The sequence below is a fragment of the Microbacterium proteolyticum genome (assembly GCF_029639405.1).
Taxonomy (GTDB): Bacteria; Actinomycetota; Actinomycetes; order Actinomycetales; family Microbacteriaceae; genus Microbacterium.
In genome coordinates this window covers 3,310,368-3,334,301 of sequence record NZ_CP121274.1, presented here as the reverse complement: position 1 = coordinate 3,334,301, position 23,934 = coordinate 3,310,368, and the positions used below count along the sequence as shown (strand labels likewise).

Genomic DNA, 23,934 nt, shown 5'->3' with positions numbered 1-23,934 from the left:
GGTCCTCCGATGACCCAGATGCTCCCCGAGCCGGCCAACGTCGACGCTCCGCCGCCCTCCGATGAGCGCCACACCGTCGGCGTCAGCCAGGGACGACTCATCCTGCGTCGATTCCTGTCGAACAAGGTCGCCGTCGTCTCCGGCATCCTGTTCGTGCTCCTCGCGATCTTCTCGATCTCGGCGATCGGCCTGGGGCCCATCCCCGGGTGGTGGAAGCACGACTACACCTCGCTCAACCCGCAGAACGACGGGGGAGCGCCGACCCTCACGCTGTGGCCGTTCTCGTTCGGCGAGCACCCGTTCGGTCAGGATCGCATCGGCATCGACTACTTCGCGATGACGATGCGCGGCATCCAGAACTCGATCCTGGTGATGATCATCATCAGCGTCGTGGGCACGGCCGTCGGCACCGTCATCGGCGCCCTCGCGGGCTACTACCGCGGGTGGATCGATTCGGTTCTGATGCGCATCACCGATGTCTTCATCGTCATCCCGATCATCGTGATCGGCGCCGTCGTCGGTCGTGCGACCGGTGGCCTCGGTGTGATCCCGCTGGCGTTCTTCCTCGCGATGGTCTCGTGGACGACGATCGCCCGCCTCGTGCGTGCCGAGTTCCTGTCGCTGCGCGAGCGCGAGTTCGTGGAAGCCGCCCGCGTGGCCGGCGCGAGCGACGCCCGCATCATCTTCAAGCACATCCTGCCCAACGCCATCGGCGTGGTGATCGTGGCGGCGACGCTGCTGGCCGCCTCCGCGATCCTCCTCGAGACCGCGCTGAGCTACCTGCAGCTCGGTGTGCGGCCGCCGGACGTGTCGCTCGGTCTGATCATCTCCGACAACCAGTCCGCGTTCCAGACGCGCCCGTGGCTGTTCTGGTGGCCGGCCGTGTTCATCGTGGTGCTCGCCGTACTGGTGAACTTCGTCGGCGACGGCCTGCGCGACGCATTCGACCCGCGGCAGAAGCGCTTCTCGCTGCGGCGCACCAAGGAGCAGCCCGCGTCGTCGACGACGGCGCCGGCCAGCACCGAGGCGCGCGTGCACCCGGAGACGCCGTCGTCATGACGCGTGGCATCCTCGCGATGTCAGCCCAGGACAATCGCCAGCACGACGCCGACCGCACCCGCGGTCAGCAGAAGCAGGTTGTCGACCCGGGGGCGGACACGGACGGGCACCGTCTCGGCGACGCCGGCCTCGACACGGCCGGCGTCGCGCAGGGCGTACCAGCGGTCGCGGACGAGCGCGGCGGCGCGGCCGGAGTCGGTCGTGGGCAGTTCGCCCGGACGCGTTCCGGGAGCCGTCGTGCCCTCGCTCCGGCGGTGCGCCCGCGCGGCGCGCAGGGAGCCGGTGGCTCCCGGCGCCGGGGCTGCGGTCACACCGATGCGGCGGCCCGGAGTGTGCAGCTGGAGAGCGTAGCGCGTGTCGACGTTGATCAGCGCGGCCCAGGGCACGTCGTACGCGAGCGCGATGTTGTCGACCCGGACACCGTCGTCGTCGACGGTGATCGAGGGCGACCACAGGATGCCGTAGACCAGCGCCGCGGCGCCGAGGGCGCCGACGATCACGAGCGCGGGCGAGACCGCCGCCGCGGGAACGGCCAGCAGGCCGATCGCGACCACGGCGATGAGCGCCCACAGGATGCCGCACAGGATGCGGGTGAACGTCGAACGGAACGTCTGGCGTGGCATCCCCTGATTCTTTCATTCCCCGATCACTCACTCCCGCTGCGCGGGACGGAGAGGACAGCCTCATGAGCACGACCGAGAAAACGGGCGTTCCCGCGCTCGAGATGACCGACGTCAGCGTCGACTTCGCGGTGGACGACGTCTGGGTCCCCGCGGCGAAGAACCTCACCTACTCCATCGCCCGTGGCCAGGTCGTCGCCGTCGTCGGCGAGTCGGGCTCGGGCAAGAGCGTGAGCTCCATGGCGGTGCTCGACCTCCTGCCGCGCAACAGTCGTGTGCGCGGAAGCATCAAGGTCAACGGCCGTGAGGTCACGACGCTCAGCACGAACCAGATGCGGCAGCTGCGCGGTCCCGAGGTCGCCGCGATCTTCCAGGAGCCGATGACGGCGCTGAACCCGGTGCTGACGGTCGGGTCGCAGATCATCGAGGCGCTGCGCGCGCACACGACCATGGCGCCCTCCGAGGCGAAGGTCCGCGCGATGGAGCTCCTCGACATGGTGGGGCTGCCCGATCCCGCGAAGGCGTTCGCGTCCTACCCGCACCAGCTGTCGGGCGGTCAGCGTCAGCGCGCCATGATCGCGCAGTCCATCAGCCTCGAGCCCGCGCTCCTCATCGCCGACGAGCCGACGACGGCTCTGGACGTGACGGTGCAGGCCGAGATCCTCGACCTCATCCGCGACCTCCGCGACCGCCTCGACTCGGCGGTGCTGCTGATCACGCACGACATGGGTGTCGTGGCCGACCTCGCCGACTGGATCGTCGTGATGAAGTCGGGCGAGGTCGTGGAGCAGGGCCCCGCCGTGCGCGTGCTCGGCGACCCGCAGGACGACTACACCAAGGAGCTGCTCGCGTCCGTGCCCCGGCTGGGGGAGACGCTCGAGGGCGAGGCGACCGTCGACGTCGTGGAGTCGCTGGCCGCGGCCGTCGCGAGCGGTCCCGCGCGCACGGAGACGATCCGTCTGGCCGCCGAGGCGCCGGAGATCGCGCACCCCGTCCTCACGCTCGAGAACGTGTCGATCGAGTACGGCAAGAAGGGCCGGGTCGCCGCCTTCCGCGCGGTCGACGATGTCACGCTCGGCATCGCCGAGGGCGAGATCGTGGGCCTGGTGGGCGAGTCCGGTTCGGGCAAGTCGACCATCGGTCGCGCGGCCATCGGGCTCCAGCCGATCGCCGACGGGCGTCTCGTCGTCGACGGAGTCGACATCTCCAGCGGCTCGCGCAAGCTCATCAAGTCGCTGCGCCGTCGCGTGGGCATCGTGTTCCAGGACCCGTCGTCGTCGCTGAACCCGCGTCTGCCCATCGGCGAGTCCATCGGCGAGCCGCTGTTTCTCGCCGGCGAGGCGAAGGGCGCGGCCCTCGACGCGCGCGTCGAGAAGCTCCTCGACGAGGTGCGACTGCCGCGCAGCTACCGCAACCGCTACCCGCACGAGCTCTCGGGTGGGCAGAAGCAGCGTGTCGGCATCGCCCGCGCCCTGTCCCTGCAGCCGCGTCTTCTCGTTGCGGACGAGCCGACGAGCGCCCTGGACGTCTCGGTGCAGGCCCGCGTGCTCGAGCTTCTCAGCGAGCTCCAGCAGGAGCACCGGTTCGCGTGCCTGTTCATCAGCCACGACCTGGCGGTGGTGGATGCCATGGCCGACCGCATCGTGGTGCTCAACCGCGGCAAGATCGCGGAGCAGGGCACCCGCGACCAGATCCTGCGCGCTCCGAAGGAGCCGTACACGCAGCGTCTCATCGCGGCCATCCCCGTGCCCGACGTCGAGGTGCAGGCCGCCCGTCGCGAACTGCGCCACGAGCTGCTGAAGAACACTCCGGCATCCTGACCGCGTGTCGAGAGAGGGGCGGCGATCCCGAGAGGATGCCGCCCCTTTCGCGTCCCCCGACGGTTCCTGAGCGTCCGCTGCCGGTTCCCTCGCGGGCGCCCGGTAGACTGGTAGGGCCCGATTCCGGGCGCCACCCCGAATTTTCCTGGAGACCCTCCATGGCGCACGCCCTTCGTCCTGACCTCCGTAACGTCGCGATCGTCGCGCACGTCGACCACGGCAAGACGACGCTCGTCGACGCCATGCTCCGCCAGACCGGCTCGTTCGGCGACCACGCGCACGTCGAAGAGCGCGCGATGGACTCCAACGACCTCGAGCGTGAGAAGGGCATCACGATCCTCGCCAAGAACACGGCGATCACGTACAACGGCATCCACACCGAGGTTCCGGTGACGATCAACGTCATCGACACCCCCGGTCACGCCGACTTCGGCGGCGAGGTGGAGCGCGGTCTGTCGATGGTCGACGGTGTCGTGCTGCTGGTCGACGCGTCCGAGGGGCCGCTGCCGCAGACGCGCTTCGTGCTGCGCAAGGCGCTCGAGGCGAAGCTCCCCGTCATCCTGCTGGTCAACAAGACCGACCGCCCCGACGCCCGCATCGCCGAGGTCGAGGAAGAGGCGCACGACCTGCTGCTGGGCCTCGCCTCCGACCTCGTCGACGACGTGCCCGACCTCGACGTCGACGCGCTGCTCGACGTGCCGGTGGTCTACGCCTCGGGCCGTGCCGGCGCCGCGTCGCTCAACCGTCCCGACAACGGCTCGCTGCCCGACAACGAGGACCTCGAGCCGCTCTTCGGCGCGATCCTCGAGCACGTCCCCGCGCCGGCGTACGACGACGAGGCGCCCCTGCAGGCGTGGGTCACCAACCTCGACTCCTCGCCGTTCCTCGGTCGCCTCGCGCTGCTGCGCGTGTTCAACGGCACGCTGAAGAAGGGCCAGACGGTCGCCTGGGTGCGCTCCGACGGCACCACCAGCAACGCCCGAATCACCGAGCTGCTCAAGACCCGTGCGCTCGAGCGCTACCCCGCCGACGACGCCGGCCCCGGCGACATCGTCGCGATCGCGGGTTTCCCCGACATCACGATCGGCGAGACGATCGCCGACCCCGAGGACGTCCGGCCTCTGCCGGCCATCACGGTCGACGACCCGGCGATCTCGATGACCATCGGCACGAACACGTCCCCCCTCATGGGCAAGGTCAAGGGCCACAAGCTCACCGCCCGCATGGTGAAGGACCGCCTCGACCGCGAGCTCATCGGCAACGTCTCGCTCAAGGTCGTCGACATCGGACGCCCGGATGCCTGGGAGGTCCAGGGCCGCGGCGAGCTCGCGCTGGCGATCCTCGTCGAGAACATGCGTCGCGAGGGCTTCGAGCTCACCGTCGGCAAGCCGCAGGTCGTCACCAAGCGCGGCGAGGACGGCAAGCTCAAGGAGCCGTACGAGCACCTCACGATCGACGCCCCGGAAGAGCACCTCGGCGCGATCACCCAGCTCATGGCCGCCCGCAAGGGCCGCATGGACAACATGACCAACCACGGCACCGGCTGGGTGCGCATGGAGTTCGTCGTGCCCTCCCGCGGCCTCATCGGGTTCCGCAGCGAGTTCCTCACGATCACGCGCGGCACCGGTATCGCCAACGCGATCTCGCACGGCTACGACGACTGGGCGGGCTCGATCACGACCCGCCAGAACGGTTCGATCGTCGCCGACCGCATGGGTGTCGTCACCCCCTTCGCGATGATCGCCCTGCAGGAGCGCATGAGCTTCTTCGTGCAGCCGACCGAAGAGGTCTACGAGGGCATGGTCATCGGCGAGAACTCGCGCGCCGACGACATGGACGTCAACATCACCAAGGAGAAGAAGCTCACGAACATGCGTTCGTCGACCTCCGACTCCTTCGAGTCGATGACGCCCCCGCGCCTGCTCACGCTGGAGGAGTCGCTCGAGTTCGCCCGCGACGACGAATGCGTCGAGGTCACGCCCGAGAAGGTCCGCATCCGCAAGGTCGAGCTCGACGCGACCGCGCGCGGCCGCAGCGCCTCGCGCGCCAAGCGCCAGGACGCCAACGCCTGAGTCTCCTTCTCAGACGGTCGACCCCTCGCGAAGCACTTTCGCGAGGGGTCGACCTTTCGCCAGCTCGTCGACGAGCTTGTCGAGAAGGCGGATGCGGTACATCAGCGGGTCTTCGACCTCTTCGACGCGGACGCCGCACACGACGCCCGTCACGTTCGCCGCGAGCGGGTTCAGTCGTGCGGCCTCGAAGAACTCCCGGAACGACGTGGATGCCGCGATGTGGCGCGACAGCTCTGCATCGTCGAATCCCGTGAGCCACCGGATGACGGCATCCAGTTCATCGCGCGTGCGGCCCTTGCGCTCGACCTTCGCGAGATACAGCGGGTAGACGCCCGCGACGGGTGTGTCGAAGATGCGGTGCATGCGCGGAACGCTACCCGTGTCCGTCTCCGGGAGCGACAGGTGCGGCGATCCGTCACGCCGGTGCCGCTGCCTTCCGGCGCTTCGGTGTCCAAGACACGCGGATGCTCGCGGGCGCGGTCCGCGTGTCTTGGACACTGGATGCCGTGCTCGCGCCGCAGCGCCCCCGAGGCGCCGGGCGGGTCAGCGCGACTCGGACACCAGGACCGCGCTCGTCCCGGGAGTCAGCGCTTCGAAGACGTGCGGTGCATCTCCGGCGTACGACAGGTAGTCGCCCGGGTGCAGCTCGTACGGCGCATCCAGGGGGCCGACGCGTCCGTGCCCGCTGACCAGCACGACATGCTCGACCGTGCCGCGCTGGTGCGGGTCGGACAGGCGGGGCTTCCCGGGTTCGGCGCGCAGCAGGTAGATGTCGCGTCGTGCGTGCGGGGGACTGGCCGAGAGCAGCACGGCGAGGTAGTCGGCGGCCGACGCCGGGACCGCGGCGGACGGGGCGTCCCCCGCGCGGATCAGGGTGGGGGAGCGCACGCCCTCGTCGACCAGCACCGCGAAGGGCACGTCGAGAGCCGTCGCCAGAGCCCACAACGTCTCGACGCTGGGATTGCCTCCGCCGTTCTCGAGCTGCGACACAGTCGCCTTGGCCACGCCGGCACGGCGCGCCAGCTCGGAGACGCTCAGGTCGCGCCGCTCCCGCTCGCGTCGCAGGGTCGCCGCGATACGGTCACCGAGGTCGCTCATGCGTTCATTATGCTCTCCGTTCGTTCGACTTGACGAACGACCCGTGTCGTTCGAGAATCCGATCATGCGTTCACCAGACCGAACACCGCTCCCCGCCGCCACGCGGCAGGGGCTCGCGGTCGCGCTGGCCACCAGTGCGTACGGCATCTCGTTCGGAGCGCTGTCCGTGGCATCCGGTCTCGATGTCTGGCAGACGTGCGTGCTGAGCCTGCTGATGTTCACCGGAGGCTCGCAGTTCGCGTTCGTCGGGGTCGTCGCCGCCGGAGGGCTCGCGGCGGCTCCCGCGGCGATCGCGTCCGCGGGGCTGCTGGGCGTGCGCAACGCCGCCTACGCGATGCGGATGTCGCCCGTCATCGGTCCGGGGCGCTGGCGCCGCGCCCTCGCCACGCCGTTCACGATCGACGAGTCGGTGGCCGTGTCGCTCGCGCAGCCGACGCCCACGGCGCGCCGCACCGGGTTCTGGGTCACGGGCGTCGCGATCTGGATCGGGTGGAATGCGACCACGCTGGCCGGCGCGCTCCTCGGAGACGTCCTGGGCGACCCGCGGGCGTGGGGACTGGATGCCGCGGCCGCCGCCGCTTTCCTGGCCCTGCTGTGGCCGCGTCTGCGCGGACGCCAGCCGCTCGCGGTCGCGGTCGGGGCGGCGGTCGTCGCCGCACTGCTCACGCCGTGGGTGATGCCCGGCATCCCCGTCATCGCCGCGGCGGGCGTCGCCGTCGCGCTGGGATGGTTCGACCCGCGCCCCGCGTCGTCGGCCACGGACGAAGAGAAGGGGATGCCATGACCCTCTGGACCGCCGTCCTCGCGGCATCCGTCCTCTGCCTCGGGCTGAAGGCGATCGGGTATCTGCTCCCGCAGGCGTGGCTCGACGCGCCGCGCCCCGCCCGCATCGCCGATCTGTTGACGGTGGCCCTGCTTTCGGCGCTCGTCGTCGTGCAGGCCCTGGGTGCCGGCTCCGCGATCGTGATCGACGCGCGATTGCCCGCTGTCGTGGTGGCGGCCGGCCTGCTGTGGCGCCGGGCACCGTTCCTCGTGGTCGTGGCCGCCGCGGCCGTGACAGCCGCGCTCCTGAGGGCGCTCGGCTGGGCCATATGAACCCGCGCCTAGACTGACCCTGTGGGTTCAGGGATCGTTCGCGTCATCGGGTGGGTCGTCGCCTTCCTCGTCGGCGCCTTCTACGGCACCGCGGCCACGGTCGGTCACGCCTTCCGTGTCGGGGTCGTCCCGCTGGGACTCATCCTCGGAACCATCGGGTGCGCCGGACTCCTCATTGCTCTCCGCACCCTGACGCAGGACCGCGTCAACGCGATCGCCGGTGGACTCGGGATCATCGGCGCCACCTACCTGTTCTCGCAGGTCGGCCCCGGCGGCTCGGCGATCGTGGCCGCCGCGACCCCCGACACCGAGTGGATCGCGATCGCCTGGACGTTCGTGGGGCCGATCCTCCTCGCCCTCGTGGCCTTCTGGCCGAACGTGTCGACGCTGCGCGTGCAGCCCGCCGACGGATCATAGGACACCGGCGCGGGGCCGGGCCCCCGTCGCCGTCACGCGTAGACTGAGCGGGTGACTTACGTGATCGCCCTCCCGTGTGTCGATGTCAAGGATCGCGCGTGCATCGACGAATGCCCCGTCGACTGCATCTACGAGGGTGAGCGGTCGCTCTACATCCACCCCGACGAATGCGTCGACTGCGGTGCGTGCGAGCCCGTCTGCCCCGTCGAGGCTATCTACTACGAGGACGACCTCCCCGAGGAGTGGTCCGACTACTACAAGGCCAACGTCGAGTTCTTCGACGACATCGGCTCGCCCGGCGGCGCCGCCAAGGTCGGTGTCATCGCCAAGGATCACCCGGTGATCTCGGCGCTCCCTCCGCAGAGCCACTGACCCGTGGGCGTCGCGGACCTCGCCGACTACCCCTGGGACGCGGTCGCGCCGTACGCCGAGCGCGCCCGACGCCACCCCGCCGGGATCGTCGACCTGTCAATCGGTTCGCCCGTCGACCCGACTCCCGCGGTCGTGGCCGAGGCCCTGGCCGCGGCCACCGACGCGCACGCCTACCCCCAGACGATGGGGACGCCCGCGCTGCGTGAGGCGATCGTCGACTGGTATGCCCGCCGCCGCGGCGTCCCCGGTCTGACCCCCGCGCACGTGCTGCCCACGGTCGGCTCGAAAGAGCTGGTCGCCCTCCTGCCGCTGCTGCTCGGCCTCGGTCCCGGCGACGCCGTCGTGCACCCTCGGGCGGCATACCCGACCTACGAGGTCGGTGCCCGTCTCGTCGGCGCGGAGGCCGTGGCATCCGACGATCCGGCCGAGTGGCCCGCGAACACGCGCCTCGTCTGGATCAACTCGCCGGGAAATCCCGACGGCTGCGTGCTGTCCACGCAAGAGCTGACGGATGCCGTGACCCGGGCGCGCGAACGGGGCGCGGTCATCGCCTCGGACGAGTGCTACGCCGAACTGGGCTGGGACGCGCCGTGGGACACCGCGGGGGTGCCGAGTGTTCTCGATCCGGCGGTCGTCGGCGACGATCTCACCGGTGTCCTCTCGGTCTACTCGCTGAGCAAGCAGTCGAACCTCGCGGGATATCGCGCCGCGTTCCTCGCCGGCGATCCCGAGCTCGTGGCGCGCCTCCTGACCGGTCGAAAGCACCTCGGTCTCATGCCCCCCGCCCCCGTGCAGCGGGCCATGACGGTTGCCCTCGGCGACGACGCGCACGTCGCGGAGCAGCGCGAGCGCTACGCCCGACGGCGCGCCGTCCTCAAGCCCGCGGTCGAGGCCGCCGGGTTCCGCGTCGACCGCAGCGAGGGCGGCCTCTACCTCTGGGCGACGGAGGGCCGCGACGCGTGGGAGAGCGTCGGGCGGCTCGCCGATCTCGGCATCCTGGTCGGTCCGGGACACTTCTACGGCACCCATTTCCCCCAGCACGTCCGCTTCTCGCTCACCGCGACCGACGAGCGGATCGCGGCAGCGGCGGAGCGTCTCACTCCCTGAGCCGCCGAACAGTGGGATCCCTCCATCGGAAGGGGGCATCCTTTGGCGGTGTCATCTGTACGTCGTCGGCCCCGATAGGCTGTAAGGGCACTCCGAGCGGGTCACCCTCCGCCGAGCGCCGTGTCGGGAACCGCGCAGATGGATCCCGGCCGAGGACCATGGTCCTGACCACATGGGCGACCAGAAATCGCAAGGAGGCGCGGTGAGCGACGCGGGTATCGAGCACGACAAGGCCACCCTCACGGTGGGGGGCACCACCGCCGAATTCCCGGTTCTGCGGGGCACCGACGGGGTTCCGAGCATCGACATCGCGTCGCTGACGAAGCAGACCGGTCACACCACGCTCGACTACGGCTTCGTCAATACGGCGTCGACCAAGTCGGACATCACCTTCATCGACGGCGACCAGGGCATCCTGCGTTACCGCGGATACCCGATCGAGCAGCTCGCCCAGCACAGCACCTACCTCGAGGTTGCCTGGCTCCTGATCTACGGCGAACTCCCGTCCGCCTCCGAGCTGGCCGCGTTCGACGAGCGCATCCGCCGTCACACGCTGCTGCACGAAGACCTCAAGCGCTTCTTCTCCTCGCTGCCGCCGACCGCGCACCCCATGTCGGTGCTGTCGGCGGCCACGGCGGCACTCTCGACGTACTACGAGTCCGAGTCCGACCCGCACAACCCCGAGCACGTCGAGCTGAACACCGTCCGCATGCTCGCGAAGCTCCCCGTGATCGCGGCCTACGCGCACAAGAAGAGCATCGGCCAGGCGTTCCTGTACCCCGACAACTCGCTGAGCTTCGTCGACAACTTCCTCAAGCTGAACTTCGGCGTGCTGAGCGAGATCTACGAGGTCAACCCGGTCATGACGAAGGCGCTCGACCTTCTGCTGATGCTCCACGCCGACCACGAGCAGAACGCGTCGACCTCGACGGTGCGCCTGGTGGGTTCGACCGGCGCGAACCAGTTCGCGTCGATCTCGGCCGGCATCCAGGCCCTGTCCGGTCCGCTCCACGGCGGTGCCAACGAGGCCGTCCTGCAGATGCTCGGACGCATCCGCGACTCGGGTGAGAGCGTCGAGCGTTTCGTCGAACGCGTCAAGAACAAGGAAGACGGCGTGAAGCTCATGGGCTTCGGGCACCGCGTCTACAAGAACTACGACCCTCGCGCGAAGCTCGTGAAGGGGGCCGCCGACGAGGTCCTCGAGGCACTCGGCGTGAGCGACCCGCTGCTGGATCTCGCGAAGGAGCTCGAGCAGATCGCTCTCGAGGACGACTACTTCAAGGAGCGTCGTCTCTACCCGAACGTCGACTTCTACACCGGCGTCATCTACAAGGCGATGGGTTTCCCGACCCGGATGTTCACGGTGCTCTTCGCGATCGGCCGCCTTCCCGGCTGGCTCGCGCAGTGGCGCGAAGCGATCACCGACCCGCAGACCAAGATCGGCCGCCCGCAGCAGTTGTACACGGGCGCCGCACAGCGCGATTACCCCGGAATCTGATCCGGCGTCGACGCCCCGTCCCTCTCGCGAGGGGCGGGGCGTTTCGCTGTGCGCGCCGGCTGCGCTCGCTCAGTGATGCGCGCAATGTCAGCCCGATCCGGGTCGATGCGGCTGAGCCTGCGCGGATCGCTGACTTAGCGCCGCCCGGCCGGAGGGGTGGATGCCGAGACTCGGCGTCGGCGCGCTAGGTTCGGTGCATGCCGCGTCTGCTCGTCCGTCGCCCCTCGCCCCTGCTCGCGGAGGGTGAGCTCACGCATCTCGACCGGGTTCCGGTCGACGCGGACGTGGCGCTCGCCCAGTGGCGCGGCTACGTCGACGTCTTCCGGAGCCGCGGGTGGGATGTCGTCGAGATCGAGCCCGCCGATGCGCAGCCGGACGGCGTCTTCGTCGAGGATGCCGTCGTGGTGTTCGGTGACCTCGCCGTGCTCTGCCGTGCCGGAGCGGAATCGCGCCGCGGCGAGGCGCCCACGGTGGCCGCGGCGGTCGCGGCATCCGGACTCGAGGTCGCCGAGATCGTGGCGCCGGGGACCCTCGACGGCGGCGACGTGCTCAAGATCGGCCGGACGGTGTACGTCGGCGCCTCCTCGAGGACGAACGCCGAGGGGATCGCCCAGCTCCGCGCGCTGCTCTCTCCCCGCGGGTGGGACGTCGTCGACGTGCCCGTCACCAAGGTGCTGCACCTCAAGTCGGGCGTGACGGCGCTCCCCGACGGAACGGTGGTTGGTTACGCGCCCCTCGTCGACGACCCGGCGTGTTTCCCGGTCTTCGCGCCCGTCCCCGAAGAGCACGGCACCGCGGTCGTGGTGCTCGACGAGGCCACGGTGCTGATGTCGTCCGACGCCCCCGAGACCGCCGCCGCCTACCGGCAGCGCGGTCTCGAGGTCGTCACGGTCGACGTGAGCGAGTTCGAGAAGCTCGAGGGGTGCGTCACGTGCCTCTCGGTGCGCGTGCGCGACTGACGCCGCGCCGGTTCAGGCGTGCAGCGCCGCGTTGAGGGTCACGCCGACGCCCGCGCGCGCGGATGCTTCCACCGCGCCGGTGAGGGAATTGCGACGGAACAGGATGCCGTCGCGCCCCGACAGCTCGCCGGCCTTCACCGTCTCGTCGCCGACGCGCACCTTCGTCCCGGCGGTCACGTACAGGCCCGCCTCCACGACGCAGTCGTCACCGAGCGAGATGCCGATGCCCGCGTTCGCCCCGAGGAGCGTGCGGGCCCCGATCGAGACGCGGTGGGTGCCGCCGCCGGACAGCGTGCCCATGATCGAGGCGCCACCGCCGATGTCGGTCCCGTCGCCGATGACCACACCCTGCGACACGCGCCCCTCGATCATCGAGGCACCGAGCGTGCCGGCGTTGAAGTTGACGAAGCCCTCGTGCATCACGGTCGTGCCGGGGGAGAGGTACGCGCCGAGGCGCACCCGCGAGGCGTCCGCGATACGGACGCCGACCGGCGTGACGTAGTCGAGAAGACGCGGGAACTTGTCGAGCCCCTGCACCTGGATGCCGTGGCGGAGCAGCGTCGGACGCAGTCGCGTCGCGTCGTCGGGGTGGATGGGCCCGGCGTTGGTCCACGCGACGTTGGGAAGGTGCGCAAAGATGCCGTCGAGCGAGATCTCGTTCGGACGGACGAGGCGGTGCGACAGCGCCTGGAGCCGGAGGTAGGCGTCGACGGTCGAGGCGGGCGCGGCATCCGCGTCGATCGTCACCGTCACGACCTCGACGCGGACGGCACGTCGGTCATCGGGCCCGGCGAGCGCCGAGAGGTCGTGGTCGGCGCCGGCATCGGTGGTGCCGAGCGCGGGTGCGGGGAACCAGGCGTCCAGCACCGTCCCGTCGGCGGAGATGGTCGAGAGGCCGGTACCGGTGATCAGTCGTTCGTTCGTCACTCCGACAGGCTAGCGGGGCGCCCTGGGTAGGATCGGACGCATGCCCACGCTCGATCTGACCGCGTCCTCCGTCGAGATCACGCGAGCGATCTGCGACATCCCCAGCGTCTCGGACGACGAGACCCCGCTCGCGGATGCCATCGAGGCGGCCGTGTCGGGCTACTCCCACCTCGAGGTGATCCGCGACGGCGACACGATCGTCGCGCGCACGTCCCTCGGGCGCTCGCGGCGCGTGGTCATCGCGGGGCACATCGACACCGTGCCGATCAACGACAACCTGCCCACGCGCGACGTCGAGATCGACGGCGAGGCGTTCCTGTGGGGACGCGGCACCGTCGACATGAAGGCCGGCGTCGCCGTGCAGCTCAAGCTCGCCGTCGAGCTCACCGAGCCCCCGGTCGACATCACGTGGATGTGGTACGACCACGAGGAGGTCGATTCCGCGCTGAACGGGCTCGGGCGGCTCGCGCGCAACCACCCCGACCTCTTCGTCGGCGACTTCGCCATCCTCGGCGAGCCGAGCAACGGCGAGGTCGAGGGCGGCTGCAACGGCACCCTCCGGGCCCTCGTCCGAACGACCGGTGTCCGCGCCCACAGCGCCCGCTCCTGGATCGGTGAGAACGCCATCCACAAAGCGGCGCCGGTCCTCGCCCGGCTGGCCGAGTATCGGGCCCGCGAGATCGAGGTCGAGGGGCTCGTCTACCGCGAGGGTCTGAACGCCGTTCGGATCACAGGCGGTGTGGCCGGCAACGTCATCCCCGACGCGTGCGAGGTCGAAGTGAACTATCGTTTCGCCCCCAGTCGTGATGCGGCCGCCGCCGAGCGGGTCGTGCGCGACGTGTTCACGGGCTTCGACGTCGAGATCGTCGATGTCGCCGTGGGGGCGCGTCCGGGACTCGACGCCGCCCTGGCCCGCGAATTCGTGGCCGCGGTCGGCGCCACCCCCCAGCCCAAGTACGGCTGGACCGACGTCGCGCGGTTCTCGGCACTCGGCATCCCGGCCGTCAACTACGGTCCCGGTGACCCGCACCTCGCGCACCACGACCAGGAGCGCGTCCCGCTCGCCCAGATCGAGTCCGTCGAACGCGGGCTCCGGTCCTGGCTGACCGGGTCGTGAGCACGGCGACCGCGGCATCCCCGCGGGCACGGTCCTGGCAGGATTGGCCCGCGGTGGCGCGTATCGCGGTCGTCTACGTCGCGGCGCGCCTCGTCACGACCGGCTTCTTCCTCGTCGCTGCCGCGCTGTCGGGACCGGGGTCCCGCTACGGTGTGTCGCCGTCGCTGGGCGAACTGGCGCTCGGCTGGGACGCCCAGTGGTACTGGTACGCGGCTGTCAACGGGTACCCGTCGCAGCTCCCGCTGACCCCGCAGGGGGGAGTCGCCGAGAACGCGTGGGCCTTCCTCCCGGTGTTCCCGTACCTCGCCGCGGGGCTCGGGACGCTCCTCGGCTCGTGGGCCGCGGGCGCTGTCGTCATCTCGCTGCTGTCGGGATTCGGGGCGAGCGTCGTGCTCCACGGGCTGCTGCGCGACCGCATCGGCGGCTCGGCCGCGATGTGGGCGGTGGCGTTCTTCGCCTGCGGACCGCTCGCGCCGATGTTCCAGGTCGGGTACGCCGAGTCGCTGTTCCTGCTTCTGCTCTTCCTCGCCCTCCGGTGCGTGCAGCGACGCCGGTGGGGGTGGCTCTACGTCCTCGTGCCCGTGATGGGGTTCACGCGCCCCGGCATCCTGGCCTTCGCGCTCTTCCTCGGGCTGTACGGCGTGCACCGGTTCGTGCGGCGGCGCGTGGAGCCGCTGCCGCTACGCGATGTCGCCCACCTCGTCGGGGTCGCTGCCGTTGCGGTGGTGGTCGGGTTCGCATGGCAGGTCATCGCGGGATTGGTGACGGGCGACTCCGGTGCATACCTCGCCACCGAACTCGCGTGGCGGCGAAATTGGATCGGCGACAGCACCGGGAGCTTCATCCCCGTCGACGGGTGGATCCAGGCGGCAGGGTTCTGGTTCACGCAGTGGGGGCTCGGCCCCGTCACCGGCTACGTGGCGCTCGTTCTCCTGGTGCTCGGAACCGCTGCGGCGCTGTTGTTCGCCCCCCAGGTGAAGCGTCTCGGCGTCGAGCTGCGTCTCTGGTCGGCGAGCTACCTCATCTATCTGCTGCTCGTGTTCTTCCCGCAGTCGAGCATCTTCCGCCTGCTCCTCCCGATCTCGCCGCTGTGGGGAGCGCTGGCGGTTCCCCCCTCGCGCACCTGGCGGATCGCCGTGCTGGCGGCCGCCCTGCTGGGCCAGTGGTGGTGGATCTACAACATGTACGGGCTCGGAAACACGTACTGGCAGATCCCGTGACCGCGTGTGACGCGACGCGGGGAGGCGCGGCAACTCGGGGTACTCCGGGGACCGACTAAACTAGTCCGTAGACCAACGACGAAAAGGGGGCCGCCATGGCAGCCATGAAGCCGCGTACCGGTGACGGACCGATGGAGGCCGTGAAGGAGGGCCGGCTCATCATCGTGCGCGTCCCGCTCGAAGGCGGCGGACGCCTGGTGGTGTCTGTCAACGACGCTGAGGCCAAGGAACTGTACGACGTGCTCGGAGGAGTCGTCGGCGCAGCCTGACGCATCATGAACGAAGGCCGGTCCCCGCGGGGACCGGCCTTCGTCGTTCTCGCCGGGGTGAGCCCGCGGCGGTGGTCAGGTGAGGGGAGAGACCGTCGTCAGCTGGAGGAGACCCTCGCCGGTGGTCGAGAGCGCACCGAACACGGCGGGTGAGGTCTGCACCTCCTGGATCAGCGAGCGGTAGGCGGTCGTGACGGCGTCGCGGCGCACGGGATCGGCGACCCCGCCCCCGGCGAGGACGCGCGGAACGAGCACCGTGCCTCCCGCACGGACCAGCCGCAGGCCGTGCTCGACGTACTCGATGACGCCCTCGGCATCCGCGTCGATGAGCACGATGTCGTACGACGCCTCGTTCATCCGCGGCAGGACGTCGGCGGCGCGACCGGTGATGAACCGGGCCCGAGCCGCGGGAACACGGGCTTCCGCGAAGGCGGCGCGCGCGGCACCCAGGTGTTCGGGCTCACTGTCGATGGTGGTGAGGGTCGCCCGGGGCGAGCCGTGGAGCAGCCACAGGCCCGACACACCGCCGCCGGTACCGACCTCGACGATGTTGAGGGCACGGGATGCCGCGGCGAGCACGGCGATCTGCGCGCCGACGGCCGGGCTGATCGGTGCCGCACCGAGCTCGAGCGCGTGCGCGCGTGCGCGTGCAATGTGCTCCGGTTCGACCGTCGACTCCTGCACGAACCGCTCGTTCGCCTCGTAACCGCTCACGTGGACCTCCCCGCCCAGGCTAGACGGGTGAGTGGTGCGGACGTCCGAGGCGCGGCGGGTAATCTGAACTCATGTTCTTCGGGCTCACCATCGAGAAGCTTCTGCTGATCGGTGTGATCGCCGCGCTCATCATCGGACCCGAGCGGTTGCCCAAGTACGCCGAGTCTCTCGCGCGACTGAGCAAGCGGGCGCGCGAGGCGATGCAGGGTGCGAAGACACGCATGCGTGACGAGATGGGCCCCGACTTCGACGACGTCGACTGGCGCAAGCTCGACCCGCGGCAGTACGACCCCCGGCGCATCATCCGTGAGGCGCTTCTCGAGGACACCCCGACGGCGACGATGCGCGCGGCCGGGGCCGCGGCGCTGGCGACCCAGGCGGCATCCGACAAGCCGGCCGTCCCGCCGATCTTCGTCCCCGGCAAGACTCCGCCGTTCGACGACGAAGCCACCTGAGTCTCAGCCGAGATTCAGCGGCAGCGGCCGCCCCGACAGCCCCCGCGGGCGCACCGCGAGAGCGGCGGCCGCGGCGTCGATGGCGATCGATGCGGGGTCTTCGGGCCGGCCGACCACGACGGGGCGTCCATCGTCGCCCCCGGTCCGCAGGGCGGGGCTGAGGGGCACGGATGCCAGCAGCGGCACGTCGTCTCCCTCGCTCGAGAGCGCGCGGGCGACCGCTTCACCGCCGCCCGAACCGAACAGGTCGAGCAGTGTCCCGTCGGGCAGGGCCATCGCGGCCATGTTCTCGATGACGCCGATGGGCTTCTGGCCCGTCTGGCGCGCCACGACACCGGAGCGCACCGCGACGTCGGCGGCAGCGGCCTGGGGAGTTGTCACGACCAGCACGTCCGCGTGCGGGAGGAGCTGCCCGACCGAGATCGCGACGTCGCCGGTGCCGGGGGGCATGTCGAGCAGGAGAACGTCGAGATCGCCGAAGTACACGTCCGTCAGGAACTGCTGGACCGTGCGGTGGAGCATCGGACCACGCCACGCGACCGCGCCGGCGGCTTCCTCGCCCGGACGGCGCAGGAACATCCCGATCGAGATCACCTTCACGCCGTAGGCCACCGCAGGGAGGATCAGGTCGTCGAGCCGGGTCGGCGCCGGGGGCAGCCCGTCGGCGTCGACGAGGCCGAGGAGACCCGGAATCGAGAAGCCGTGGACATCGGCATCCACGAGTCCGACCCGGAGTCCCCGCGCCGCGAGGGCGACGGCGAGATTGGCGGTGAGAGTCGACTTGCCCACGCCGCCCTTGCCGCTGGTCACGGCGATGACCCGCGTGAGCGAGTCGGGTCCGAACGGCATCTCGCGCTTCGCGCGACCGCCTCGGAGACGCTCGGTGAGAGCACGCCGTTCGTCGGGCGACATGACGCAGACGGCTACGTCGACCCGGGACACCCCTTCCACGGATGCCGCGGCGTCGCGGACGTCTCTCTCGATCCGATCCGCGGCGGGGCACCCGACGATCGTCAGGGCGATTCCGACCTCCGCGACGCCGTCGACGACCGTGATGTCTCGCACCATGTCGAGTTCGCCGAGCGGGCGGCGCAGCTCCGGGTCGGTGACGGCGGCGACGGCGGTGCGCACGCGGTCGGCGACCGCCGCACTCACGGGGTGGCCGTCTTCGGTTCGACGCTGTCGTTGTCCTCGAGGCGCTCGAGCGCGGCCTTCAGCTCGGCGCGCAGACTCTCCTTCGTGATCACCTCGTCGGTGAGGTCCCGCACCGCCATGCGCAGAGCGACGATCTCGCGGGCGAGGTACTCGGTGTCGGCGAGGTTGCGCTCGGCACGCTGGCGGTCCTGCTCGATCTGCACGCGGTCGCGGTCGTCCTGCCGGTTCTGCGCGAGCAGGATCAGCGGTGCGGCGTACGACGCTTGCAGCGAGAGCACGAGGGTCAGAGCCGTGAACCCGATCTCGGCGGAATCGAAGCGGAGGTTGTCCGGCATGAGCGAGTTCCACCCCATCCACACCACGCAGAAGAGCGTGAGCGAGAGGAGGAAGGTCGGCGTGCCCATGGCGCGGGCGACCCACTCCGTGAACCGCCCGAATCGATCGCGGGAGGGCTGCGGGGTCCGCGGCGCCAGCATCCCGGTGCGCCCGCGCGGGGCGTCGAGGGCGGTCTGTCGTTGTGCACGTGCCATCAGCGCCTCCTCGGAGTCTGCGTGGGGATCTGGGGGATGCTCGCTGTCGCGAGCGGTCTGATCGTGGTCTTGGGTTTCGGATCGTCGCTGTCGTGCGTGCGCCAGTCGTCGGGCAGCAGGTAGTCGAGCACGTCGTCGATGCTGACGCAGCCGACGAGGCGGTGGGCCTGGTCGACCACGGGCAGCGACACGAGGTTGTAGCTCGCGAGAAGACGGGCGACCTCGGCCGCCGAGGCATCCGCGGGTACGGGCTCGAGCGTGTCGTCGATGATCGCGCCGAGCCGCTCGTGCGGCGGGTAGCGCAGCATCCGCTGGAAGTGCACCGTCCCGAGCAGACGGCCCGTCGGTGTCTCGTACGGGGGGAGGGTGATGAACACGGATGCCGCGAGCGCAGGGTGCAGCTCGTGCCGCCGGATGAGTGCGAGGGCCTCGGCCACGGTCGCGTCCGCGGACAGCACGATGGGCTCGGGGGTCATCAGACCACCGGCGGTGTCCGGACCGTACTGCAGGAGGGCGCGGACGTCGTCGGCCTCCTCCGGCTCCATGAGTTCGAGGAGCTGCTCCGAACGCGACTCGGGAAGCTGGCCGAGGAGGTCAGCCGCGTCGTCGGGCTCCATGGCATCCAGGATGTCGGCGGCGCGCTCGTCGCCCAGCTGCTCGAGGATGTGGACCTGCTCGTCTTCGGGCATCTCCTCGAGGGCGTCGGCGAGGCGGTCGTCGCTGAGTTCTTCGGCGACCTCGATGAGACGCTCCTCGGGGAGATCGAGGAGCGTGTTCGCCAGGTCGGCGGGCTTGAGGTCGGAGTACGTCGCCACCAGCTGCTCGGCCGACTGTGCCTGCCCGGGGGTCTGCTGCTCGCGGACCTCGCTCCAGGCCGCGAACGTGGTCGCACCCTTGGCGAACGGCGAGGCGCTCGTGCGGGGACGGCGCAGGAACAGCTGCCCGACGTCCCACTCGCCCAGGCGGTTGCGTTCGATCGCGACGTCTTCGATGACGGCGTCGCCGGAGCCGTCGACGAGGTGCACTCGGCGTCCGAGCATCTCGGCCATCACCCGCACCTCACCGCCGCGCTGCTGGAAACGGCGCACGTTGATGAGGCCGGTCGTGATGACCTGCCCGGATTGGATCGAGGTCACGCGCCCGATCGACACGAAGACATGTCGGCGGCCGGGGATCTCGACGACGAGGCCCACGACGCGCGGCGCGGCCGACGCGCGGTAGATCACCACGACGTCACGCACCTTCCCGAGGCGGTCGCCCGCGGGATCGAACACCGTGCAGCCCGCCAAGCGGGCGACGAAAACCCTTTGCGTGCTCACCGTCCCAGCGTAGTCCGCGAAGCGTCGGGGGTACCCATCGCGCCCACAGGGCCGCGTGACAAGATGGGGAAATGAGCATGTTCGCGGGACCGATGGGCGCGGGTCGGGACGAGGTCGGCGAAAAGGTCGCGTCGTTCCCGACGTACGAGAAGGCGCAGAAGGCCGTGTCCTCGCTCATCGCGGGCGAGGTTCCCGCGCGCGACATCGCGATCGTGGGGAGCGGACTCCGCTCGATCGAGCGGATCACCGGTCGTCTCGGCTACGCCACGGCGGCACGCTCGGGCGCGCTCAACGGTCTGATGCTCGGTCTCCTGTTCGCATTCATCTTCGTGCTGGGCACGCCCACGGTGCAGATCTCCGCATTCCTCGGTGTGCTGCTGGTCGGCATGGCGCTCGGCATGCTCCTCAGCCTCGGCACGTACGCGATCGTGCGCCGGCGTCGAGACTTCGCGTCCGTCATGCAGGTGACCGCCGACCACTACGACGTCTGCGTGGCGGCGGGGAGCGTCGCGAAGGCGCGGGGCGTGCTCGGGCCCGTGGGCGCCTCCCGAACGGTGGTGGCCCGCCCGGACACGGCGGACGCGGCTCCGCCGCTGTACGGCGAGCGTGTGCAGAACCCGGGCGCGTCGTCGCCCGCGGTACCCCCGCGGCCCCCGGTTCCGTCGCGTCCGGCCGACGACGAGCCGCCCCGGTACGGTGAGCGGGTCGCCCCGCGGCCCACTCCGCCTGTCGAGACGCAGGAGCCGACGCACCCTGACGCGCCGGCGTCGCCGCCCCGGTCGGACGAGTCGGACGCGTCGCGCGACGAGCGGTGAGCGCGCGCGACGTTCGCATCCCCGTCGCGTTGCCGACGGGTGAGGCGGAGGTCTCCGGTCTCTGGGCGGAGGTCGCCGACGCTCGGGCGACGGTCGCGCTGGCGCACGGAGCCGGTGCGGGAATGGACCACCCCTTCCTCGAGGGCCTCGCGTCGGCGCTTGCCGGCGACGGCTTCTCCGTTCTGCGCTTCGTGTTCCCGTACGTGGAGGCCGGTCGACGGATGCCGGGCCCCGCCGCCCATGCCGTCGCCACGTGGGCGGGTGTGCAGGCGTGGCTCGGCGAGCAGGGGATCGGGTCGTTCGTCGCCGCGGGGAAGTCGTACGGCGGCCGGATGGCCTCGGTCGCCGCCGCGGAGGGCGCGTTGTCGCCCCGCGCGCTCGTCTACCTCGGGTATCCGCTGCACCCCCCGGGTCGTCCCGACAAGCCTCGCGCCGACCACCTGCCCGCGATCACCGTGCCGCAGTTGTTCGTCGAGGGGGAGAACGATCCGTTCATCGCACCCCGCGAGCAGTTCGACGCGGTCGTCGCAACCTGCCTCGACGCGCGTGTGCAGTGGGTCGAGGGAGCCAACCACTCCTTCGAGGTCAAGGGCGCGCGTCGGCCCGCCGAGGAGATCGGCGCCGGGCTGGCCGGGGTCGTGGGGGAGTTCGTGGCGGGGGTGGCGGGGGTGGCGGGGAGCTAGTTCGTCGGCGTGTCGTCGCCGAGCGGTGGGACACCACATTGCGACATCGCCAGCAGCTCGACGGCCTTGCGATCGCCCTGGACCGACTCTTCGACGGTCAATGACATGTGCGGTGACTCGCGGATCATGCGAACCTGCGCGAAGCTCAGCGGAATACCAAGCGGGTCTACCTCCCACCCTTCTCCCAATATCTGGGGGACGCGTTCGACGAAGTCCGGAACGTCGAAGTCCGCGTCTACATAGATTGTCCACTGCCCTGTGAAGAACGCACCCGACTGCGTTCCAAATGTCAGCCTCTCGTTGCATGGGTACGGATCGAATTCAGGCGTACGGGCGATCTCCGTGGCTTCGGGAACCGACTTCGCAACGGCGTCGAGGACGGCCAGTGTTTCGTCCCGAACTTGCGAGTAGGGCGGGAGCTTGGCGCTCGCGCAACTCGCGAGCATAAGCAACGAGGCGACAATCAGTGGGGGAAGGATGGCGCATCTCACGATGCTCTTCCCCCATCGTCGAGGACTGACCGGACCCGGTCTAGGACCTTCCCATTCACGGACTCGTCGTCGCTCATCAGTGCGTTGTGGTGGTCGACGCTTTGGTCGACGATCGCGGGAAGGTACCCGGGATTGCCGGTCATCGCGTACGGGATCACTGCCCCCATATCGAACCCCCGTATGCCCGAGTCGACGATGTGCACCCCAGGGATCGATTCGGGCGCGACGGTGAAACCTGCTGGCCCCAGACCGAGCCCCGCGTAATACCTGTTGATGTCGTCCGGCGCTTGCGCCGCGAAGTAGGTCGTGTCCGGGTTCGGCTCGAAGGGGCCGACGGCGCCGACGCTCGCGGCGAGGAATCGCGCATCGACGATGCCGCCGTTCTTCTCCGCCTCGCTGCCGACGGCTCCTCCGTAGGAGTGCTCGTAGCTCATCGTCCAGAGGTCGGGCTGCACGCTTCCGATTCCCTGTATGAAGCGGGCGTACTCGGGTCCGCGGTCTACCGCCATCGAATTCCACTCTGGGCCGGTATGCAGGAGGTTCTTGTCCAACTGCGGCATCGGCCCAGTCATCACGGTGAACGCGACGACGGATGCGCCGCCCGATCTCACCTGCCAGTCGGCGAATCGGGTGATCGGCTGCTCGGACATGAACGCTTCCGCTTTCGCGTTCGTCCCGGGAACGACGAAGAGGGCGGCCTTCGCCGTGGACGGATCGCCCGCCATCTCGATCAATGAGCCGTGCTCCGGATCCCACGCGTAAAGCTGCTTCGTCCCGTTCGCGACGGCGTCGAAGTACGCGATCTCGCGGTCGAGGCGCGCGCGTTCCGTCCGGCGATCGAGGACCTCGAGTGCGTTCGCTCGGGAGCGAGGGGCGCGCAGAGCCTCGAGAGCCTGTCGTCGTGTGCGCAACTCGCGCAGATATTCGCTCGCGCGACCACGGTTGACCTCGACGCGTTCGGCGATCGGCAGTCCGTCGAGGTTGCCGACGAGCGAGGGCGCTGTCGTCGCGAGAGCGTCGGCCGTCCGTCGATCGAGGCGGGACCACCACTCGGCGACCGCGGCGGGACCGGTGCCGCGAATGATGCCCGCCCATTCGGGGTGCTCGACGAGCAGTCGTGCGGGATCGCGTTCCGCGGACAGCCGTTCGAGCAGAGCGAGGCCCGCCGCGTCGGAGATGGAGCCCACGGGCCCCGACGCCTCGGGACCACTCCATGCAGCAAGCGATGTCCAGGCGACGTCCGGTATCGCGCGCAGGGCGGACGCGCAGCGTCGGCTCGCGTCGTCGTACGCCTCGTCGAGATCGGCGGCTTCGCGAGCGAGCCCGCTGGCCCACTCGTCTCGGCGGCGATCGTTCAGCACCGCGGCCGGTCCGTCGGCGCTCTCGTCCCAGAGATCCGCCGGAGGACCGGCATCCCGTCTGTCGGCGAGCAGGGTGCGACGGCGCGCGAGGTCGTCGATCTCGTCCGCGAACCGCTCCAGCGCACGACATGCGGAGATGAGACCGTCGCTGATCTCTGCGGCTGCAGGATGCGTCGTGGCGAGTGAGGCGTGCAGGAGGTCGGCTTCCGGGGCGCGGTAGGCCCCGGGGAGGAGGCTCCAGGCGAAGAGCGCCTGCGTGACCAGGAGTTCGTATCGCTCCGACGTCGTGCGCAGACGAGCCGCGTTCTCGCGCAGACGTTCCGGCTCCGCCGGGGGATCGGGGAGCGCGATCGCCATGCTCACAGACGTCTCCGTCCGAACACGATCGGGTCGAACGGATTCGTCACGGCGGCGGCATCGGATGCTGCGACCTCGGCCGCGCCGGCCATCTCCTCATCCGCGGTGAGGTAGGCGAGCACGACGGTCTGGAGGGCCGAGAGCACGGCTCGGCCGCGCGCGACGATGCGGTGCGCCAGATCGATGCGCCCGGCGGTCAGCTCGACGAGGGCGCCGTGGGCGGGCAGGGCGCGCACGAGTCCGAGGGCCGCGGCATCCGCGGCTCTCCGCAGCCCGCGGGCGGCCTCGTCGAGCTCGTCGAACGAGCGACGCATGCGCTCGCCGAGACCGATCAGTTGCGGGGGATCCACCGAGTACGACATGCGCGGGATCGTAGGCAAACGCGCACCGCCGTGTTTTCACCC

The 23,934-nt window shown here is 70.2% G+C and carries 27 protein-coding genes; 16 read left to right on the top strand and 11 right to left on the bottom strand.

Annotated features, from left to right (window positions below; translation table 11 throughout):
- The first annotated feature begins 9 nt into the window (after window positions 1-9).
- Window positions 10-1,059 carry an ABC transporter permease gene (locus P8R59_RS16760; RefSeq protein WP_278101989.1) on the top strand — a complete coding sequence of 350 codons (1,050 nt, stop codon included), beginning with the start codon at window positions 10-12 and terminating at the stop codon, window positions 1,057-1,059.
- A gap of 20 nt (window positions 1,060-1,079) precedes the next feature.
- Here P8R59_RS16760 and P8R59_RS16755 read toward each other — a convergent pair whose 3' ends face one another.
- Entirely contained in the window at window positions 1,080-1,682 is a 603-nt protein-coding gene (locus P8R59_RS16755) for a PH domain-containing protein (protein WP_278101988.1), read from the bottom strand.
- A gap of 62 nt (window positions 1,683-1,744) precedes the next feature.
- Between P8R59_RS16755 and P8R59_RS16750 the strand changes: the two genes are divergently transcribed.
- Both P8R59_RS16750 and typA read left to right on the top strand, forming a co-directional pair.
- Window positions 1,745-3,499: a dipeptide ABC transporter ATP-binding protein gene (locus tag P8R59_RS16750; protein ID WP_278101987.1), complete on the top strand. Its 1,755-nt coding sequence runs from the start codon at window positions 1,745-1,747 to the stop codon at window positions 3,497-3,499.
- 158 nt (window positions 3,500-3,657) lie between these two features.
- Entirely contained in the window at window positions 3,658-5,571 is a 1,914-nt protein-coding gene (gene typA, locus P8R59_RS16745; protein WP_278101986.1) for a translational GTPase TypA, read from the top strand.
- A gap of 9 nt (window positions 5,572-5,580) precedes the next feature.
- Here typA and P8R59_RS16740 read toward each other — a convergent pair whose 3' ends face one another.
- Together P8R59_RS16740 and P8R59_RS16735 are read right to left on the bottom strand one after the other, a co-directional pair.
- Window positions 5,581-5,934, bottom strand: coding sequence for a DUF2200 domain-containing protein (locus P8R59_RS16740; protein WP_278101985.1), 354 nt, complete (start codon window positions 5,932-5,934; stop codon window positions 5,581-5,583).
- A gap of 180 nt (window positions 5,935-6,114) precedes the next feature.
- The gene (locus P8R59_RS16735; protein ID WP_278101984.1) at window positions 6,115-6,669 is read right to left on the bottom strand and encodes a helix-turn-helix domain-containing protein; all 555 of its coding nucleotides are present in this window, start codon (window positions 6,667-6,669) and stop codon (window positions 6,115-6,117) included.
- Window positions 6,670-6,733: 64 nt separating this feature from the next.
- Between P8R59_RS16735 and P8R59_RS16730 the strand changes: the two genes are divergently transcribed.
- The 7 genes from P8R59_RS16730 (at window position 6,734) to ddaH (ending at window position 12,117) form a co-directional block, all read left to right on the top strand.
- The gene (locus P8R59_RS16730; protein WP_278101983.1) at window positions 6,734-7,453 is read left to right on the top strand and encodes an AzlC family ABC transporter permease; all 720 of its coding nucleotides are present in this window, start codon (window positions 6,734-6,736) and stop codon (window positions 7,451-7,453) included.
- A complete protein-coding gene (locus P8R59_RS16725; RefSeq protein WP_278101982.1) occupies window positions 7,450-7,764 on the top strand; it encodes an AzlD domain-containing protein in 315 nt (104 codons plus the stop codon). Before P8R59_RS16730 ends, P8R59_RS16725 begins: the two co-directional genes overlap by 4 nt.
- 21 nt (window positions 7,765-7,785) lie before the next feature.
- Window positions 7,786-8,181 (top strand): histidinol dehydrogenase, encoded by a 396-nt coding sequence (locus tag P8R59_RS16720; RefSeq protein WP_077051789.1) that lies wholly within the window; start codon window positions 7,786-7,788, stop codon window positions 8,179-8,181.
- Between the two features lie 51 nt (window positions 8,182-8,232).
- Window positions 8,233-8,553: a ferredoxin gene (gene fdxA, locus P8R59_RS16715; protein ID WP_022878250.1), complete on the top strand. Its 321-nt coding sequence runs from the start codon at window positions 8,233-8,235 to the stop codon at window positions 8,551-8,553.
- 3 nt (window positions 8,554-8,556) lie between these two features.
- Window positions 8,557-9,660 (top strand): succinyldiaminopimelate transaminase, encoded by a 1,104-nt coding sequence (gene dapC, locus P8R59_RS16710; protein ID WP_278101981.1) that lies wholly within the window; start codon window positions 8,557-8,559, stop codon window positions 9,658-9,660.
- A 172-nt stretch (window positions 9,661-9,832) separates the two neighbouring features.
- Window positions 9,833-11,158, top strand: coding sequence for a citrate synthase (locus P8R59_RS16705; protein WP_278101980.1), 1,326 nt, complete (start codon window positions 9,833-9,835; stop codon window positions 11,156-11,158).
- 197 nt (window positions 11,159-11,355) lie between these two features.
- Complete coding sequence (gene ddaH, locus P8R59_RS16700; RefSeq protein ID WP_278101979.1) at window positions 11,356-12,117, top strand: dimethylargininase; 762 nt, start codon at window positions 11,356-11,358, stop codon at window positions 12,115-12,117.
- A 12-nt stretch (window positions 12,118-12,129) separates the two neighbouring features.
- Here ddaH and dapD read toward each other — a convergent pair whose 3' ends face one another.
- Window positions 12,130-13,044 carry a 2,3,4,5-tetrahydropyridine-2,6-dicarboxylate N-succinyltransferase gene (gene dapD / locus P8R59_RS16695; protein WP_077051786.1) on the bottom strand — a complete coding sequence of 305 codons (915 nt, stop codon included), beginning with the start codon at window positions 13,042-13,044 and terminating at the stop codon, window positions 12,130-12,132.
- 40 nt (window positions 13,045-13,084) lie between these two features.
- Between dapD and dapE the strand changes: the two genes are divergently transcribed.
- From dapE to P8R59_RS16680, 3 genes are all read left to right on the top strand, one after another.
- On the top strand, window positions 13,085-14,161 hold the full coding sequence (gene dapE, locus P8R59_RS16690; RefSeq protein ID WP_278101978.1) for a succinyl-diaminopimelate desuccinylase: 1,077 nt from the start codon (window positions 13,085-13,087) through the stop codon (window positions 14,159-14,161).
- Complete coding sequence (locus P8R59_RS16685) at window positions 14,158-15,381, top strand: hypothetical protein (RefSeq protein ID WP_278101977.1); 1,224 nt, start codon at window positions 14,158-14,160, stop codon at window positions 15,379-15,381. The genes dapE and P8R59_RS16685 overlap by 4 nt, the downstream gene beginning before the upstream one ends.
- 95 nt (window positions 15,382-15,476) lie before the next feature.
- On the top strand, window positions 15,477-15,650 hold the full coding sequence (locus P8R59_RS16680) for a DUF3117 domain-containing protein (protein ID WP_076490128.1): 174 nt from the start codon (window positions 15,477-15,479) through the stop codon (window positions 15,648-15,650).
- 75 nt (window positions 15,651-15,725) lie between these two features.
- Here the strand turns inward: P8R59_RS16680 and P8R59_RS16675 are convergent, their stop codons facing one another.
- Window positions 15,726-16,364: an O-methyltransferase gene (locus P8R59_RS16675; protein WP_077051783.1), complete on the bottom strand. Its 639-nt coding sequence runs from the start codon at window positions 16,362-16,364 to the stop codon at window positions 15,726-15,728.
- Window positions 16,365-16,435: 71 nt separating this feature from the next.
- Here P8R59_RS16675 and P8R59_RS16670 point away from each other — a divergent pair, with 71 nt between their 5' ends.
- Entirely contained in the window at window positions 16,436-16,819 is a 384-nt protein-coding gene (locus tag P8R59_RS16670) for a Sec-independent protein translocase TatB (protein ID WP_160897416.1), read from the top strand.
- Window positions 16,820-16,822: 3 nt separating this feature from the next.
- Here the strand turns inward: P8R59_RS16670 and P8R59_RS16665 are convergent, their stop codons facing one another.
- Genes P8R59_RS16665 through P8R59_RS16655 form a run of 3 tightly spaced genes read right to left on the bottom strand, consistent with a single transcriptional unit; the run spans window position 16,823 to window position 19,823 of the window.
- The gene (locus P8R59_RS16665) at window positions 16,823-17,974 is read right to left on the bottom strand and encodes an Mrp/NBP35 family ATP-binding protein (protein WP_278101976.1); all 1,152 of its coding nucleotides are present in this window, start codon (window positions 17,972-17,974) and stop codon (window positions 16,823-16,825) included.
- The gene (locus P8R59_RS16660; protein WP_077051780.1) at window positions 17,971-18,504 is read right to left on the bottom strand and encodes a DUF1003 domain-containing protein; all 534 of its coding nucleotides are present in this window, start codon (window positions 18,502-18,504) and stop codon (window positions 17,971-17,973) included. The genes P8R59_RS16665 and P8R59_RS16660 overlap by 4 nt, the downstream gene beginning before the upstream one ends.
- Entirely contained in the window at window positions 18,504-19,823 is a 1,320-nt protein-coding gene (locus P8R59_RS16655; RefSeq protein ID WP_077051779.1) for a magnesium transporter MgtE N-terminal domain-containing protein, read from the bottom strand. Before P8R59_RS16655 ends, P8R59_RS16660 begins: the two co-directional genes overlap by 1 nt.
- A 71-nt stretch (window positions 19,824-19,894) precedes the next feature.
- Between P8R59_RS16655 and P8R59_RS16650 the strand changes: the two genes are divergently transcribed.
- Both P8R59_RS16650 and P8R59_RS16645 read left to right on the top strand, forming a co-directional pair.
- The gene (locus tag P8R59_RS16650; RefSeq protein WP_278101975.1) at window positions 19,895-20,638 is read left to right on the top strand and encodes a general stress protein; all 744 of its coding nucleotides are present in this window, start codon (window positions 19,895-19,897) and stop codon (window positions 20,636-20,638) included.
- The gene (locus P8R59_RS16645; RefSeq protein WP_278101974.1) at window positions 20,635-21,321 is read left to right on the top strand and encodes an alpha/beta hydrolase family protein; all 687 of its coding nucleotides are present in this window, start codon (window positions 20,635-20,637) and stop codon (window positions 21,319-21,321) included. The genes P8R59_RS16650 and P8R59_RS16645 overlap by 4 nt, the downstream gene beginning before the upstream one ends.
- Here P8R59_RS16645 and P8R59_RS16640 read toward each other — a convergent pair.
- From P8R59_RS16640 to P8R59_RS16630, 3 genes are read right to left on the bottom strand one after another with little or no spacing between them, the layout of a single operon-like run.
- Window positions 21,318-21,812 (bottom strand): hypothetical protein, encoded by a 495-nt coding sequence (locus P8R59_RS16640; RefSeq protein ID WP_278101973.1) that lies wholly within the window; start codon window positions 21,810-21,812, stop codon window positions 21,318-21,320. The two genes, P8R59_RS16645 and P8R59_RS16640, sit on opposite strands and share 4 nt — an antisense overlap.
- Window positions 21,809-23,536 (bottom strand): hypothetical protein, encoded by a 1,728-nt coding sequence (locus P8R59_RS16635; protein ID WP_278101972.1) that lies wholly within the window; start codon window positions 23,534-23,536, stop codon window positions 21,809-21,811. Before P8R59_RS16635 ends, P8R59_RS16640 begins: the two co-directional genes overlap by 4 nt.
- Window positions 23,533-23,892, bottom strand: a complete 360-nt coding sequence (locus tag P8R59_RS16630) for a hypothetical protein (RefSeq protein ID WP_278101971.1) — start codon at window positions 23,890-23,892, stop codon at window positions 23,533-23,535. Before P8R59_RS16630 ends, P8R59_RS16635 begins: the two co-directional genes overlap by 4 nt.
- Window positions 23,893-23,934: the final 42 nt, after the last annotated feature.

Excerpts from the sequence above, each read along its gene's own strand:
- P8R59_RS16760 (WP_278101989.1), top strand. The coding sequence starts at position 10 with ATGACCCAGATGCTCCCCGAGCCGGCCAACGTCGACGCTCCGCCGCCC.
- P8R59_RS16755 (WP_278101988.1), bottom strand. The coding sequence starts at position 1,682 with ATGCCACGCCAGACGTTCCGTTCGACGTTCACCCGCATCCTGTGCGGC.
- P8R59_RS16750 (WP_278101987.1), top strand. The coding sequence starts at position 1,745 with ATGAGCACGACCGAGAAAACGGGCGTTCCCGCGCTCGAGATGACCGAC.
- typA (WP_278101986.1), top strand. The coding sequence starts at position 3,658 with ATGGCGCACGCCCTTCGTCCTGACCTCCGTAACGTCGCGATCGTCGCG.
- P8R59_RS16740 (WP_278101985.1), bottom strand. The coding sequence starts at position 5,934 with ATGCACCGCATCTTCGACACACCCGTCGCGGGCGTCTACCCGCTGTAT.
- P8R59_RS16735 (WP_278101984.1), bottom strand. The coding sequence starts at position 6,669 with ATGAGCGACCTCGGTGACCGTATCGCGGCGACCCTGCGACGCGAGCGG.
- P8R59_RS16730 (WP_278101983.1), top strand. The coding sequence starts at position 6,734 with ATGCGTTCACCAGACCGAACACCGCTCCCCGCCGCCACGCGGCAGGGG.
- P8R59_RS16725 (WP_278101982.1), top strand. The coding sequence starts at position 7,450 with ATGACCCTCTGGACCGCCGTCCTCGCGGCATCCGTCCTCTGCCTCGGG.
- P8R59_RS16705 (WP_278101980.1), top strand. The coding sequence starts at position 9,833 with ATGGGCGACCAGAAATCGCAAGGAGGCGCGGTGAGCGACGCGGGTATC.
- ddaH (WP_278101979.1), top strand. The coding sequence starts at position 11,356 with ATGCCGCGTCTGCTCGTCCGTCGCCCCTCGCCCCTGCTCGCGGAGGGT.
- dapE (WP_278101978.1), top strand. The coding sequence starts at position 13,085 with ATGCCCACGCTCGATCTGACCGCGTCCTCCGTCGAGATCACGCGAGCG.
- P8R59_RS16680 (WP_076490128.1), top strand. The coding sequence starts at position 15,477 with ATGGCAGCCATGAAGCCGCGTACCGGTGACGGACCGATGGAGGCCGTG.
- P8R59_RS16670 (WP_160897416.1), top strand. The coding sequence starts at position 16,436 with ATGTTCTTCGGGCTCACCATCGAGAAGCTTCTGCTGATCGGTGTGATC.
- P8R59_RS16660 (WP_077051780.1), bottom strand. The coding sequence starts at position 18,504 with ATGGCACGTGCACAACGACAGACCGCCCTCGACGCCCCGCGCGGGCGC.
- P8R59_RS16650 (WP_278101975.1), top strand. The coding sequence starts at position 19,895 with ATGAGCATGTTCGCGGGACCGATGGGCGCGGGTCGGGACGAGGTCGGC.
- P8R59_RS16630 (WP_278101971.1), bottom strand. The coding sequence starts at position 23,892 with ATGTCGTACTCGGTGGATCCCCCGCAACTGATCGGTCTCGGCGAGCGC.